This window comes from Nocardia sp. NPDC005366, from assembly GCF_040606855.1.
GTDB lineage: Bacteria > Actinomycetota > Actinomycetes > Mycobacteriales > Mycobacteriaceae > Nocardia.
Genome location: NZ_JBEXFQ010000009.1, coordinates 204,656 through 217,984 on the forward strand (window position 1 = coordinate 204,656; position 13,329 = coordinate 217,984).

Annotated in this window: 15 protein-coding genes; 9 read left to right on the forward strand and 6 right to left on the reverse strand. The window is 67.1% G+C overall.

Annotated features, from left to right (window positions below; genetic code table 11):
• Nucleotides 1–1,097: 1,097 nt before the first annotated feature.
• The 4 genes from ABZS43_RS13530 (at nt 1,098) to ABZS43_RS13545 (ending at nt 4,281) form a co-directional block, all read left to right on the forward strand.
• Nucleotides 1,098–2,333, forward strand: coding sequence for a hypothetical protein (locus tag ABZS43_RS13530; RefSeq protein WP_355036159.1), 1,236 nt, complete (start codon nt 1,098–1,100; stop codon nt 2,331–2,333).
• 53 nt (nt 2,334–2,386) lie between these two features.
• The gene (locus tag ABZS43_RS13535) at nt 2,387–2,998 is read left to right on the forward strand and encodes an acid phosphatase (protein ID WP_355036160.1); all 612 of its coding nucleotides are present in this window, start codon (nt 2,387–2,389) and stop codon (nt 2,996–2,998) included.
• On the forward strand, nt 2,995–3,492 hold the full coding sequence (locus ABZS43_RS13540) for a GNAT family N-acetyltransferase (RefSeq protein ID WP_355036161.1): 498 nt from the start codon (nt 2,995–2,997) through the stop codon (nt 3,490–3,492). The genes ABZS43_RS13535 and ABZS43_RS13540 overlap by 4 nt, the downstream gene beginning before the upstream one ends.
• Before the next feature lie 90 nt (nt 3,493–3,582).
• Entirely contained in the window at nt 3,583–4,281 is a 699-nt protein-coding gene (locus tag ABZS43_RS13545) for an endonuclease V (protein ID WP_355036162.1), read from the forward strand.
• A 5-nt stretch (nt 4,282–4,286) separates the two neighbouring features.
• Here ABZS43_RS13545 and ABZS43_RS13550 read toward each other — a convergent pair whose 3' ends face one another.
• Nucleotides 4,287–4,712, reverse strand: coding sequence for a hypothetical protein (locus ABZS43_RS13550; RefSeq protein WP_355036163.1), 426 nt, complete (start codon nt 4,710–4,712; stop codon nt 4,287–4,289).
• Nucleotides 4,713–4,817: 105 nt separating this feature from the next.
• Here ABZS43_RS13550 and ABZS43_RS13555 point away from each other — a divergent pair, with 105 nt between their 5' ends.
• Nucleotides 4,818–5,765: a diacylglycerol kinase family protein gene (locus ABZS43_RS13555; RefSeq protein ID WP_355036164.1), complete on the forward strand. Its 948-nt coding sequence runs from the start codon at nt 4,818–4,820 to the stop codon at nt 5,763–5,765.
• Nucleotides 5,766–6,013: 248 nt separating this feature from the next.
• The gene (locus ABZS43_RS13560; protein ID WP_011211115.1) at nt 6,014–6,268 is read left to right on the forward strand and encodes a WhiB family transcriptional regulator; all 255 of its coding nucleotides are present in this window, start codon (nt 6,014–6,016) and stop codon (nt 6,266–6,268) included.
• A gap of 137 nt (nt 6,269–6,405) precedes the next feature.
• Here ABZS43_RS13560 and ABZS43_RS13565 read toward each other — a convergent pair whose 3' ends face one another.
• The 4 genes from ABZS43_RS13565 to ABZS43_RS13580 form a co-directional block, all read right to left on the reverse strand.
• The gene (locus tag ABZS43_RS13565; RefSeq protein WP_355036165.1) at nt 6,406–7,920 is read right to left on the reverse strand and encodes a histidine kinase N-terminal domain-containing protein; all 1,515 of its coding nucleotides are present in this window, start codon (nt 7,918–7,920) and stop codon (nt 6,406–6,408) included.
• Nucleotides 7,921–7,935: 15 nt separating this feature from the next.
• Nucleotides 7,936–8,151: a biotin/lipoyl-binding carrier protein gene (locus ABZS43_RS13570; RefSeq protein ID WP_355036166.1), complete on the reverse strand. Its 216-nt coding sequence runs from the start codon at nt 8,149–8,151 to the stop codon at nt 7,936–7,938.
• A 259-nt stretch (nt 8,152–8,410) separates the two neighbouring features.
• A complete protein-coding gene (rsrA, locus tag ABZS43_RS13575; protein WP_355036167.1) occupies nt 8,411–8,698 on the reverse strand; it encodes a mycothiol system anti-sigma-R factor in 288 nt (95 codons plus the stop codon).
• Nucleotides 8,695–9,348, reverse strand: coding sequence for a sigma-70 family RNA polymerase sigma factor (locus tag ABZS43_RS13580; RefSeq protein ID WP_355036197.1), 654 nt, complete (start codon nt 9,346–9,348; stop codon nt 8,695–8,697). Before ABZS43_RS13580 ends, rsrA begins: the two co-directional genes overlap by 4 nt.
• Nucleotides 9,349–9,703: 355 nt before the next feature.
• Here ABZS43_RS13580 and ybaK point away from each other — a divergent pair, with 355 nt between their 5' ends.
• Together ybaK and ABZS43_RS13590 are read left to right on the forward strand one after the other, a co-directional pair.
• Nucleotides 9,704–10,195, forward strand: coding sequence for a Cys-tRNA(Pro) deacylase (ybaK, locus tag ABZS43_RS13585; RefSeq protein WP_355036168.1), 492 nt, complete (start codon nt 9,704–9,706; stop codon nt 10,193–10,195).
• A gap of 165 nt (nt 10,196–10,360) precedes the next feature.
• The gene (locus ABZS43_RS13590) at nt 10,361–10,663 is read left to right on the forward strand and encodes a hypothetical protein (RefSeq protein ID WP_355036169.1); all 303 of its coding nucleotides are present in this window, start codon (nt 10,361–10,363) and stop codon (nt 10,661–10,663) included.
• 42 nt (nt 10,664–10,705) lie between these two features.
• On the opposite strand, the gene ABZS43_RS13595 is transcribed toward ABZS43_RS13590, so the two are convergent.
• Complete coding sequence (locus ABZS43_RS13595) at nt 10,706–11,509, reverse strand: SOS response-associated peptidase (RefSeq protein ID WP_355036170.1); 804 nt, start codon at nt 11,507–11,509, stop codon at nt 10,706–10,708.
• Between the two features lie 167 nt (nt 11,510–11,676).
• Between ABZS43_RS13595 and ABZS43_RS13600 the strand changes: the two genes are divergently transcribed.
• Nucleotides 11,677–13,185: an aldehyde dehydrogenase family protein gene (locus ABZS43_RS13600; RefSeq protein WP_355036171.1), complete on the forward strand. Its 1,509-nt coding sequence runs from the start codon at nt 11,677–11,679 to the stop codon at nt 13,183–13,185.
• Nucleotides 13,186–13,329 lie beyond the last annotated feature (144 nt).

Here is a 13,329-nt window from a genome sequence, read left to right on the forward strand (position 1 = left end):
GTGAGGATGTGACGGGTCAGGACATCGCCGTCGATACCGACAACAGCACGGCGGACGCCGGTGGGGCCCCGGTCAGCGATGTGGTCTCGAACGGAACCGCCGTGACCGCGGCAGTCACCGTCGACACGGCCGCGCCGACCGTTCTCGCCGACGACTCGACGCGTACAGCCACCGGCGCGGACAGCTCTGCCGGAGCGGTGACCGTCGCAGACCGCGCGGCGGAAGTCACGGCCGTCGCCGAGAGCACCATCGAAGCCACGATGGTCGCCGATGACGCCGACGCCACGGCCGTCGCCGACAGCACCACCGAGACCGCGGTGGTCGCGGACAGCCCCGACGCCACGGCCGTCGCCGACAGCACCACCGAGGCCACGGCCGTCGCCGACGACGCTCCGGCGGACAAGCCCGTTCGCAGGCGCACCCGCAAGGCGACGACAGTCGCGGCGGCCGACGGCGAAACCGAGGCCGCGGCCAAACCCGTCCGCAGCCGTAGCCGCAAGGCCACGACGATCGAGGGCGAAACCGAGGTGGCGGCCAAACCGGTCCGCGCCCGTAAGAAGGCGGCCGGGACCGAAGGTGAGGCACCGGCCGAACCGGTGCGCAGCCGCAAGGCCGCGGTCGCCACCGATACCGACGGCGAAACCGAGGCTGCCGCGAAACCCGTGCGCAGCCGCAAGAAGGCGACCGCCACCGACGACGTCGCCGAGGCCGCCGAGGACACAGAGGCCACGAAGGCCACCGAGACCACAGAGGCCACGAAGGCTACGAAGGCCACGGAGACGACGGAGACGACGGAGACGACGGAGACGACGGTGCGCCGCCGGACTCGGAAAACCGCCGAGACCACCGACGCTGCCGCGGGCGATTCGGGCGCGTCGACCGAGATCGAGACACCGGTGAAACGTCGTCGCACCCGCACGACCGCCGCGACCGCCGCGACCACCGACGTTTCGGCGAGCAGCGACGGCACCACGGAGGCCGCGGCGGGCGAGCAACCACGGCGGCGGCGTAGTCGCAAGGCCGAGCAGGAGGACGTGGTCACCGCCTCGGCGGCAACCGCTTCGGCATAGTTCGGCGGATCCGCTACTCTCGCAATCGTGCTCGCACCCGAGCGGCGAACGCGCGCCGACATCATCTCCGCGGTCGCGATAGCCGTCCTCGTACTGCTCGCGGCCTTGGCGGTGTGGGCGCGCGGCGATGCGACCGGAACCGAATCGGTGACGGCGCCGACACCCGTGTCGGCGCCGCCCACCGCGGATCAGTTGCCCAGCACGCTGCGGGAACTGTGGCATGCCGCCGACGCCGCGACGTCGAGAGCGCTGACCTCGAGCGGCGTGGCTGTCACGGGTAACGACGGCACGGTCACCGGGCGCGATCCGTTGACCGGCGCGCAGGTATGGCGGTATCGGCGGGATATGCCGCTGTGCGGGGTCGAATCGCAGTTCGCCATGGTGCTGGCGGTGTATCGGGATCAGCGCGGATGCAGTCAGGCGACGCTGCTCGCCGGGGAGTCCGGCGAGCGGCGCACCTCACGCAGCAGCTACATGGATCCCACGGTGCGGCTGTCGGTCGACGGCACCTACGTGCTGGCGCGGGGACCGGAGCGGCTGGAGATGTGGCGCTCCGATCTGGTGCGCACCATCGAATACGGGTACGTCGACGCTCTGATGAATGTGAAGACCCAACCGCGCTCGGATTGCGATCTGCTCTCAGCGGGTTCGAGCCCGTCCCGGCTGGCCGTGGTGGAACGCTGCCCGCAGGATCCCGCCGATCGGTTGACGGTGCTCAACCCCGCGCCGAAGGACAATACGGTCCCCGAGGAGTACGGCTCGCACGTCCTGTCCGGAGCGGGCGCCGATTCCCCCGACGCGCGGGTGCTCGCGGTGTCCGACAGCCGCGTTCTCCTCTATCTGCCCGGTGGAACGTCAACGGCTGCGAGCGAAGTCACGCCGCCCCGACTCGCCGTATACGACGGAAATGGTAATCCGCTTGTGGTGCAACAGCTGTCCGCGCCGTTGAGTGAGACCGCGGCCGCCGTCAGGCTCGGCTCGACCTCGTTCGTCTTCACCGGCAACAGTCTGATCGCCTTGAACGGCAGCACCTTCGATCCACTCTGGGCCGCCCCGAACGCGATCGGCACACCGGCGATGATGGCGGGCAAGGTGCTCATGCCGGTGGGCGAGGGCATCGCCGCGCTCGATCCGTCCTCCGGCGCGGAGATCGCCCGCATACCGGTGCAGCGGCCCGGTTACGACAACTCCCCTGTCTCCGTCGCGGTGCTCGGCGCCACCGTCCTGGAGAAGCGCGGCCCGGTCCTGTACGCCCTCGGTTGAGGCATGCCCCCCGGTCGCTGCGGTCCGTCGACGTGGCGATCATGATGGATGGCATGTCCGCACTCGACGATGCCAGGCTGGTGCTGCTTCGACACGGGGAGACCACCTGGTCGAGGGAGCGCCGCCACACCGGACGCACCGATCGCCCGCTCACACCCTATGGCGAGGCGCAGGCCAGGGCCGCCGGACCGCTGATCGCGGATCTGGCGCTGCGGGACCCGCTGGTGTTGACAAGTCCCCGTCTTCGCGCCGTATGCACCGCGGAACTCGCCGGTCTCGCCGACGCGACGATAGACGACGATCTGGCCGAATGGGATTACGGCGACTACGAGGGGCTGACCACCCCGCAGATCCGCGAAACCGCGCCGGGCTGGACCATCTTCACCGGCGAGGTTCCCGGCGGGGAGTCGGCCGCACAGGTGGGAGCACGAGCCGATCGGGTGCTCGCCTCGGTGGCTCCGGTGCTGCCCGAGCGGGATGTGATCCTGGTCGGGCACGGCCACTTCTCGCGCGTGCTGATCGCCCGCTGGGCCGAGTTCGAGGTACGCGAAGGCCGCCGCTTCTTCCTGTCCACCGCCGCGACCACCGTGCTGGGATACCAGTACGACATTCGGACGATATTGGCGCACAACATTTTTCCCGTATCGAACGGAGAAGAATCGTGAAACATCCGAGTAATGCCGGGATTCGTCGCGCCACCGAGGCCGACGTACCGGCACTCGTCGGTCTCGTCCACGGTCTCGCCGAATACGAAAAGTCGAGCGACCAGTGCACTCTGACGACGGAGCAGTTGCACACCGCATTGTTCGGTCCGTCCCCCGCGCTGTTCGCGCATGTGGCCGAGGACGGATCGGAGATCGTCGGCTGCGCCATCTGGTTCCTGAACTTCTCCACCTGGAACGGTGTGTTCGGCATCTACCTGGAGGATCTGTACGTGACGCCGTGGGCGCGCGGCAGGGGGTACGGGAGGGCGATGCTCGCCGCACTGGCCGAGGAGGCCGTGAACAGGGGCTACAGCCGCGTCGACTGGTCCGTGCTCACCTGGAACACCCCCTCCATCGAGTTCTACGAATCCATCGGCGCGGTCAGCCAGGACGCCTGGGTCGGTTATCGCCTCACGGGGGAGGCATTGCGCGAGCTGGCGCGGCAGGCGCCCTGACGGATCGCCGAGTTGTACGGTGGGACAAGAGATCGCACCACCGAAGTTCCGCACCACCGAAAGTCCGCACCACCGAATGCGAGGACGCCGATGAAGGTCACGCAGCCGGACAGTTGGCCGAACAGCGCGCCCGAGGCGATGGCCCTGCAGGACGAGTTGCGGCCTCTGGTCGACGCGACCGATCCGAAACCCCCGGATTTCCGCACCGTCGTAGGCGTCGACTCGGCCTACGACGATTCCGGCATGGTCGCGACGGCTGCGGTGGCACTGGACGCGCATACCCTCGAGACCGTCGCCTCGACCGTGGTGCTCGGCACGGCGACCTTCCCGTATGTGCCGGGCCTGCTCGCATTCCGCGAACTGCCGACCGCGCTGGCCGCCCTCGAAAAGCTGGACGCCACACCGGATCTGCTGATCTGCGACGGTCAGGGCATCGCCCATCCTCGCCGTTTCGGTTTGGCGTGCCACCTCGGCATCCTGGCGGGCATCCCGACCATCGGCGTGGCAAAGAACGCCTGGGGCGACTACGCCGAGCCCGGGCCCGAACGCGGCGCCGCCGGGGATATCCGCATCGACGGCGAGGTGGTGGGACGGGTGCTGCGGACCCGAACCGGGGTGAAGCCGCTATTCGTCTCGGTGGGCCATCTGATCGGCCTGGATACCGCGTGCGCCCAAGTGCTCGCGCTCACCCCGCACTACCGCCAACCCGAGACAACCCGCCGGGCCGATCAGATGTGCCGCCGAGCGCTGCGCGAGGCCATGGTCCGCCGTGCTGGCGTCGCGGGCTGACGCGCCTATTCGGGATCGACGCCGTATTGCTGGGCCATCCAGAGATTGGACGCGGGTGCGAACAACAGCGCGAGCGCACCGACCACCACGATGCCGAGTAGCGCGCCGAGCACCGGCTGATGGGAATCGGTGAGCAGCGACCAGGTGACCGGGAGCAGCAGGATCTGAGCGATGGTCGCGATGGCCCTGCCCCATCGCTGACCGAGCAGCAGACCGATGCCCGCGGCCAGCACCGCGCCGCCGAGGATGCCGAACCAGGCGGCCGTGCCGTAGCCGCTGGCCTGCGTCTGATCGTGTCCGAGCAGTCCGCGCACCACCAGCACGACGGCGGTGGCCACCGCGACCGCGCCTTCGATGGCCACCAGGGCCCCCGCACCACGCACCGTCGTCGGCACCCGCGCCGAACCCGCATTCTCGCCACTGTCAACCACGCGCCCAGCCTACGAGGAGCCCTCGGGGGTGAGCAGTGGGACCGGGGCAGCGCGACCGGGCAGTGGCTTTTCAGACCTGCCGCCGCCTCCGATTAGGCTGCCAGCGTGCGGACGCTGCTGATCGTGAATCCGAATGCCACCTCGACGACGCCGGCGACCAGGGATCTGCTGGCGCACGCGCTGGAGAGCCGGACCCAACTCACGGTTGCGCACACCCAGCATCGCGGACACGCTGCGGAATTAGCCCAGTGGGCATCGACCAACGAGATGGATCTGATCGTCGTACACGGCGGCGATGGGACGGTCAACGAGACCATCAACGGTTTCCTGCCGCTGCCGGAATTGAACGACGGTCAGGCCTGGCTGCCCCGCCTCGGCGTGATCCCCGGCGGTTCGGCGAATGTCTTCGCGCGCGCACTCGGAATTTCCCCCGATCCGGTGACGGCGACGAATCAATTGATTGATCTGCTGACCCTGGAGCGCGATCGCAAAATCAGTCTCGGGCTCGCAGACGATCGCTGGTTCACCTTCAGCGCGGGTGTCGGACTCGACGCCGATGTGTGCGAGGCGATAGACGCCAGTCGCGCGAACGGCCATGCCGCCACCCCCGCCCGCTATATTCGAACAACTGTGCGACAATTCTTCCGGGCAAAGCGTAAGCAGCCGACCATCCGGATCGAAATCCCCGGATTCGAGCCGGTCGACGAGGTCCATTACGCCTTCATAACGAACGCGAGCCCGTGGACCTACCTGAACTCGACCCCGGTGCGCACCAACCCGGGGACGACATTCGAGACCGGGCTCGGCGTGTTCGCCGTACGGTCCATGTCGGTCCTGCCAACTCTGTTGCTGGCCCGCCAGTTGCTCGCGCCGAATGGAAATCCTAAGGCGCACAATTTGTTTCGCGAAGACGATGTGCCATCGGTGCGCGTCGAGACAGCCGAACCCGTCGGCCTGCAAATCGATGGCGATTTCATCGGAAAACGCAACGTGGTGGATTTCACCTCGGTGCCCGACGTGCTGGAAGTCGTCGCGCCACGCCCTTCCCGGTGACCGATCGTCGCCGAAAACATCGTGGTTGTGCTGCAAAAACCCCCGGGAGCGAGTACAAAGGACCGGGCAGGCCCCCTATGCGGGGACTTTGAGAGCGTGAGCTTCCCCACGGTGCGCCGCAGAGCTATTGACATCTACGGTGTTCGTGAAAGCATTCACAAGCAACCGTGCGGAAACATTCGAGTCGCACAAGTGAACAAACCAGAAACCATAGGCGCCCTTGTGGCGCCCAGCAAAGGAGCAGAGGAATGGACTGGCGCCACAAGGCCATCTGTCGCGATGAGGACCCCGAGCTGTTCTTCCCGGTGGGGAACAGTGGTCCTGCACTCGCGCAGATCGCCGATGCCAAGCTGGTCTGCGCTCGCTGCCCCGTAACCGCCGACTGCCTTTCCTGGGCCCTGAAGTCCGGGCAGGATGCCGGCGTATGGGGCGGTATGAGCGAGGACGAGCGCCGCGCGCTCAAGCGTCGCAACGCGCGCACCCGCACCCGCACCGTCGTCTGATTTCGACGATCAGCGTTCGACGGACCATTCAGCCCGGTCCGCCAACGCATTTCGGCCCGGCACCCTTCCAAGGTGCCGGGCTCGTTTATTTCCCTACCGCCGTACAGCGGCCGTAATTCGGGAAAGCGGCAGGGAAATCAGCGGCCGGAACGGCGCCCGAGCGGAACGCGCAATACCGCGTCGGTGCCCACATCCGCGCCGGGATGCAGGCCGATGGAACCGCCCAATTCGGCGGTGACGAGAGTGCGCACGATCTGCAGGCCGAGCCGGTCGGAGGCCTCCAGGCTGAAACCGGGCGGCAGGCCGCGGCCGTCGTCGCTGATGATGACGTCGAGCCAGCGCGCCGAACGCTCGGAACGTATTGTCACCGTGCCGTTTTCGCCCGAATCGAAGGCGTGCTCGATGGCGTTCTGCACCAATTCGGTGAGCACCATCACCAGCGGCGTGGCTCGTTCGGCGGAGAACACCCCGAGCGAACCCGCGCGGCGCACCTTGATCCGGGTGGTGTGCACGGTGGCGACATCGGCCATGATCGGCAGTAACCGATCCACCACCTCGTCGAGATCCACCTCTTCGTCCACCGACATGGACAACATCTCGTGCACCGAGGCGATGGAGGTCACACGGCGCACCGATTCGGTCAACGCGACCTGCGCTTCCTCGTTCTCGGTGCGACGGGCCTGCAACCGCAGCAACGCGGCGACGGTCTGCAGATTGTTCTTCACCCGGTGATGGATCTCACGGATGGTCGCGTCCTTGCTGAGCAGCGCCCGGTCCCGCCGCTTCACCTCGGTGACATCGCGGACCAGCACCGCCGCGCCCGCCAGTTCACCGTGGGGGCGCAGCACCAGGGTGCGCAACAGCACCGTCGCGCCGCGCGCCTCGACCTCCATACGCCGACCGGTACGCCCGGCCAGCGCCGCCTGGATATCGCCGACTACTTCCTGAGCGTCGAACGGGTCGGTGACAAGCGAACGGGTGGTGACGGCGAGATCCTGCCCCGCCAGATCACTCTGCAAACCCATCCGGTGGTAGGCCGACAACGCGTTGGGGCTCGCGTAGGCCACGATGCCCTCGGTATCGAGCCGGATGAAACCGTCGCCCGCGCGCGGACTGGAATGGGTGGCGGCACGGTCCTCGGTGGTGGGGAAGGTGCCGTCGGCGATCATCTGGCACAGGTCGTCGGCGCAGGCCAGGTAGGCGATCTCCAGCGTGCTGCGCACCCGGGAACGCTGCATGTCGGTATCGCGACTCAGCACCGCGATCACGTCGTCGCCGCATCGCACGGGGATGGCCTCGCGCACCGCGTGCACCGGATGCGGGTGATAGACGCCCTCGGCCTCCACATCGCTGTCAGCGCGGACGATCCTCCCGGTCAGCAACGCGTCGAAGACCTGGGGATGATCGCTGTTCAGTGCGGTGGTGCCGACCATGTCCTCGATGTGGGCCGTGGCCGCGGTGGTCGGGCGACACTGGGCGACGCAGACGATATCCGCGCCGTCGGTGATCGGTCCGGCGCCGACCCACAGCAGCAGATCGGCGAAGGACAGATCGGCGAGTAACTGCCAATCGCCCACCACCCGTTGCAGATGGTCGACGGCGACGCCGGGTAGATCGGTATGTTCGGCGAGCAACTCACTCAGTGTCGACACGTCGGATCTGTTCGCTCAGGAAATCACGGCGATCAGATCGCCCTGTTGGAGCACCTGACCGGGCTCGACGGCGATCGAGGTGATCTCACCCTCGATCTCGGTGAGGACGGGGATCTCCATCTTCATCGATTCGAGCAGGACAAGGGTCTGGTCGATCGCGACCTTCTCGCCCACCGTTACCTCGACCGTCAGGACCGTCGACACCATCTCCGCGCGTACTTCCTCAGCCATGACACCTCATTCACTCGGTTCGGCCTGTATCCGCTGAAGCTACAGCCAACCACACATGAAAGAATGGCCTTCAATCAGAAGGAGGTCTACTTATGGGTAAGCGCGGACGTAAGAAGCGCAGCCGCAAGGGAAACGCGGCCAACCACGGCAAGCGGCCGAACGCCTGAGCCGAGGCAGCTGCCGAGAACAACCGAGCGGCCCGCTCTTCCTCGCGGAGGAGCGGGCCGCTCAATTGTTTTCGAGTGTTTCCGGAACCGGCTCAGGCCTCGGTGGTCTCGATCCTGGTCACCGTGACCAATTTGCGAATTTCGAGGGTCAGCCGGTCCCGCAGTGAATCCGGGGCGCGGTCGCCGCCGCATTTGCGGCTCAGCAGACCCTTGATCTTCTCCTCGATGCCGTATGCCTCGATACAGGGCGAGCAGTGGTCCATATGATGTTGCAGCCGAGCCCTGGTCGACTCGTCGCATTCACCGTCGAGTATCAGCCACACGTCGGCGATGACCGCCGTGCAGTCGAGTTCCATATCGGGGTCCCGCTGTTCGCTCACTGCTTGACCTCCTGGCGCTCGCCCCGATTGAACCCACGCTCGCGCGCCACATCGGCGAGCAAGCCCTTCAGTTGCTTACGTCCGCGGTGCAGCCGGGACATCACGGTACCGATGGGAGTGCCCATGATGTCGGCGATTTCCTTATACGGGAAACCTTCGACATCGGCGTAGTAGACGGCCATCCGGAATTCCTCCGGAAGCTCCTGCAGCGCGGCCTTGATGTCGTCGTCGGGCAATGCGTCCAGCGCCTCGACCTCGGCCGAACGCAGACCCGTCGACGTGTGCTCCGCGGTGGCGGCCAGCTGCCAGTCGGTGATCTCGTCGGTCGGGTACTGCGCGGGCTGGCGCTGCTTCTTGCGATAGGAGTTGATGTAGGTGTTGGTCAGGATCCGGTAGAGCCAGGCACGCAGATTGGTGCCCTCCTTGAACGACTTGAAGCCCTGGAACGCCTTGACGTAAGTCTCCTGCACCAGATCCTCAGCGTCGGCCGGATTCCTGGTCATGCGCAGGGCAGCGCCGTAGAGCTGGTCGAGCAGCGGGAGCGCGTCGCGCTCGAACCGCCGCGCCAGCTCGGCCTCGTCGACCGGTGCGGCCGCCCGGTCGGTTGCCGCATCGTCGCCGCGCGCGGCGCCGACCGTGCCCTCGGTCACCACGTCATCGTCGCTCGTCACACCTGTCCCTTCGATCGGCGTACCTGCCAAATCTACCGGCACATTCGGATCGGAGGGCAATCGCGGGTCCGACGGCGGCGCCACGGTCAAGACCGGGCGTTCGTCGAGCAGTACGGGCACCGACATCTCCCTTCACGTCATACGACTCGATATCACCGGCGAGGAGGCGCAATCCCGCCGCTCCCGCGCCTGGCGCTCGGTCCGCCGCTGCGGATCCCGGTGCGCTCTACATCGGTGTGCAACATGCGCCGCCCCGGCTGTGTTCCCAGCCGTTGGCCGGTCAGAGTGAAAATCCGTTGCGGAATCCGCCACCACCGCAACTAAGGTGACCGGCATGGCAGGCGCCTCGACTCCCGCGATCCGCACACTGTCCTCGGCGCGGGTGGACCATAGAGTCCACGCGTACGAACACGATGCGCGCCGCGACTCCTACGGCGCCGAAGCCGTCGACGCGCTCGGCGCGCAACTCGGCGTCGAAGCCGCCCAGATCTTCAAGACCCTGGTGATCGAACTGTCCACCGGCAAGCTGGCCGTGGCTGTCGTTCCCGTACCGAATACCTTGTCGCTCAAGGCCGCCGCTGCCGCACTCGGCGCACCCAAGGCGGTGATGGCGGCCAGGTCCGCGGCCGAACGCAGCACCGGCTACGTACTCGGCGGGATCTCACCGCTCGGGCAGCGCAAACCGCTGCCGACCGTGGTGGACGCCTCGGCCCTGACCTGGGATCGCGTCTTGTGCAGCGCGGGCAAGCGCGGACTGGAGATCGAAGTGGCCCCGGCGGATCTGATCAGGCTCACCGCCGCGGTGACCGCGCCCATCACCGCCTGAACCCGCGTCGCGACCGGTTTCAGCGCACGAGTATCGCCCTCGCCCGGCGCGGTCGCGCGCCACACGCGCGCGAATGTGCGTTACTGATCTGCGGCGTTACCCGATTCGAAGCGTTACCGGTCTCAGCAAGGTCCGATTGGTCCGACCCCGAGGATGTGATGCGAAATGTTCCGGCACCAACGTCTGCGCACCGTGGTCGTCGCCCTGGCCGGGGCGGCAGTTCTCGGCCTCGGTTCGACAGCACTCACCCCGGTCGCCACCGCCGCCCCGCAGGTAACACAGGGCGATTCCCCGTTCGCGGGACTCGGCGGCGGCGCGCCGAGTAAACCCCGCACCCTGGAAGAGGACAGGGCGAAGAAGGCCGAGAAATTCGGCGGCGGACTCGCCTCCGAGGTGATCGATCTGATATCCGGCGTCGTCAAATGCGGCCTGAATATCGCGACCGACGCCGTGCAATGCTCACTGTGAAACGCCGCTGAGCCGATAGTCGCGCACCGAGGGGCCGGGAGATCACAGCAGGCGGATCTGCCCGGCCTTCTCCGCGGCGACGCCGTCCACGGCGGCCAGCAATTCCGGTCCGTTGTTCTTGACGCTGTTCACCAGCGGCGAGACTGGCCGCGCGACGATGCCCGCCACCGATTCCGGCGTCGGCGTCTCCAGCAGTTCGCTGGGCGCGGGATGATCCGGATCCAACCAGGCGTCCCAGTGCTCGCGCGGCATCGGCAGCGGCATGCGGTCGTGGATCGCGGTCAGATCGCCGACCGCGTCGGTGGTGAGAATCGTGCACGACAGCAGCGGCGAACTCTCCGGCAGCGAGCGATCCCGCCAGACCGACCACAGACCCGCCATATAGAGCCGGGACCCGTCCGCATTCGACATGAAATACGGATGTTTCGCGACTTTCCCCTTCGCGCCCCCGACCGCGTCCGGTTCGACGAGCCATTCGTACCAGCCGTCCATCGGCACCAGGCAACGCCGGTATTTCACGGCGTCACGGAAGGACGCGGTGGTCGCCGCCTTATCCGCGCGCGCGTTGAACAGCGGTTTGCCTTTGACGGGAACCCCCGGCTCGGCGACCTTGGTCCAGACCGGGATGAGACCCCAGCGCATACGGCGGATCCGTAATGTCGGATCGGCATCGGGATGTTCGCGATCGTGGCGTTCGACGACCGTGAGGACCTGGGTGGTCGGCGCGACGTTGTAATTGGCGAATCCGCCCGACGTCGCCTGCTCCCCACTCCCGGTTTCGTCGATGGCGTCCAATTCGACGGCCAGCCTGCCCGGATCCGTGGTCGTGGCATATCGTCCGCACATATCTCGATCCTGCCACCCGGCGGTGACAACTCCGGGGCAATAGGAGCATTGTGGTGACCTGGTGAGAGTTTTGGCTTAGCATTCTCTCAACGGATGGGTTGGATCACACCCTCCGCACCGGCACGCGCACCGACCGGCCGCACCACAGGTAAGAGGAGAGTCCGATAGTGACAACAACCGAGACCACACCCACCGCCCCCGAGACGGCGCTGACGTCGGTCGATCCGGCGACGGGCGAGGTCATCGCGACCTACACGATCGCCGACGAGGACGCGGTGCGCGCGGCCGTCGACAAGGCCCGCACCGCGGCCTCCACCTGGGGATCGCTGAGTTTCGACGACCGCCGCAAACATCTGCTGCGCTGGTCGAGCAGGCTCGTCGCCGATGCCGACGAATTCTGCTCGCTCATCCACAAGGAGAACGGCAAGCCCATCGACGACGCCTTCCTGGAGTTGATGCTCGCACTCGAGCACATCGCCTGGGCGGCCAAGAACGCCAAGAAGCTGCTCTCGCCGAAGAAGGTCTCCCCCGGCGCTCTCATGTCCAACTTCACGGCGCGTCTCGAGCAGCGCCCGCTCGGTGTCGTCGGCGTCATCGGGCCGTGGAACTACCCGGTCTACACCCCCAACGGCTCGATCGCCTACGCGCTGGCCGCGGGCAATACCGTGGTCTTCAAGCCGAGCGAGTACTCGACCGGTATCGGCAACTTCCTGTCCCAGGCGTTCAAGAAGGCCAATCCCGAACTGCCCGAGGGCGTTTTCGAAACCATCAACGGCTACGGCGCCACCGGCGCGGCACTGGTCGCCTCCGGTGTCGACAAGATCGCCTTCACCGGTTCCACCGCCACCGGCAAGCGGATCATGGCCGCCGCCGCGCAGACCCTGACCCCCGTGCTGCTCGAATGCGGCGGCAAGGACGCGGTGATCGTCGCGAGTGACGCGGACGTCAAGGCCGCCGCCGACGCGGTCGCCTGGGGCGCCACCGCCAACAGCGGCCAGACCTGCGCGGGCGTCGAGCGGGTGTACGTGGATCGCTCGGTGCGCGACGAATTCGTCGCCGAGGTCAAGCGGATCCTGAAGGACATCAAGCCGGGATCCGATGACAAGGCCGATTACGGCCCGATGACCATGCCCAGCCAGATCGATATCGTCCGCCGCCATATCGACAGCGCGCTGAAGAACGGCGGCACCGCGGTGCTCGGCGGCCCGGAGTCGATCAAGGGACCGTTCATCGAGCCGGTCGTCCTTCTCGACGTCGACGAGGATTCCGAGGCCGTGGCCGAGGAGACCTTCGGCCCGACCGTCACCATCCGCACCGTCGACGGCGTCGACGAGGCGGTACGGCTGGCCAACAACTCCAAATACGGCCTGTCCTCGGCGGTCTACTCCAAGAACAACGGCCTGGCGATCGCGCGCAGACTGCGCGTCGGCGCCACCTCGGTGAACTCGGTTCTCGCCTTCGCCGCGATCGCCGGACTGCCCTTCGGCGGAGTCGGCGACTCCGGCATCGGCCGCATCCACGGCGAGCCGGGCCTGCGGGAATTCTCCCGCCCGCACTCGATCGCGGTGCAGCGTTTCACGATTCCCGGTATGGCGTTGCTCAGCTACTCGCGGACCGACTCCACCATGAAATTGCTGCGCAAGATGGTGCCGTTCCTGCATGGACGCCACAAGTAGGTCGTCGGGACCGATGACGCCGAGCGGGGCGCGGGAGCACCATCCCGCGCCCCGCTCGTCTGTCGGCGACTCGCGAGTCGTCGCGGCGCCGGGCGTCACGGCCGACATTACCGGCCAGTTCACGACCGCCCGCGTGTCCGGTCC

Coding starts and splice junctions, on each gene's coding strand:
- ABZS43_RS13570 (WP_355036166.1), bottom strand. CDS start 8,151: ATGGCTGAGGAAGTACGCGCGGAGATGGTGTCGACGGTCCTGACGGTC.
- ABZS43_RS13595 (WP_355036170.1), bottom strand. CDS start 11,509: ATGTGCGGACGATATGCCACGACCACGGATCCGGGCAGGCTGGCCGTC.
- ABZS43_RS13535 (WP_355036160.1), top strand. CDS start 2,387: ATGTCCGCACTCGACGATGCCAGGCTGGTGCTGCTTCGACACGGGGAG.
- ybaK (WP_355036168.1), top strand. CDS start 9,704: ATGGCAGGCGCCTCGACTCCCGCGATCCGCACACTGTCCTCGGCGCGG.
- ABZS43_RS13560 (WP_011211115.1), top strand. CDS start 6,014: ATGGACTGGCGCCACAAGGCCATCTGTCGCGATGAGGACCCCGAGCTG.
- ABZS43_RS13545 (WP_355036162.1), top strand. CDS start 3,583: ATGAAGGTCACGCAGCCGGACAGTTGGCCGAACAGCGCGCCCGAGGCG.
- ABZS43_RS13590 (WP_355036169.1), top strand. CDS start 10,361: ATGTTCCGGCACCAACGTCTGCGCACCGTGGTCGTCGCCCTGGCCGGG.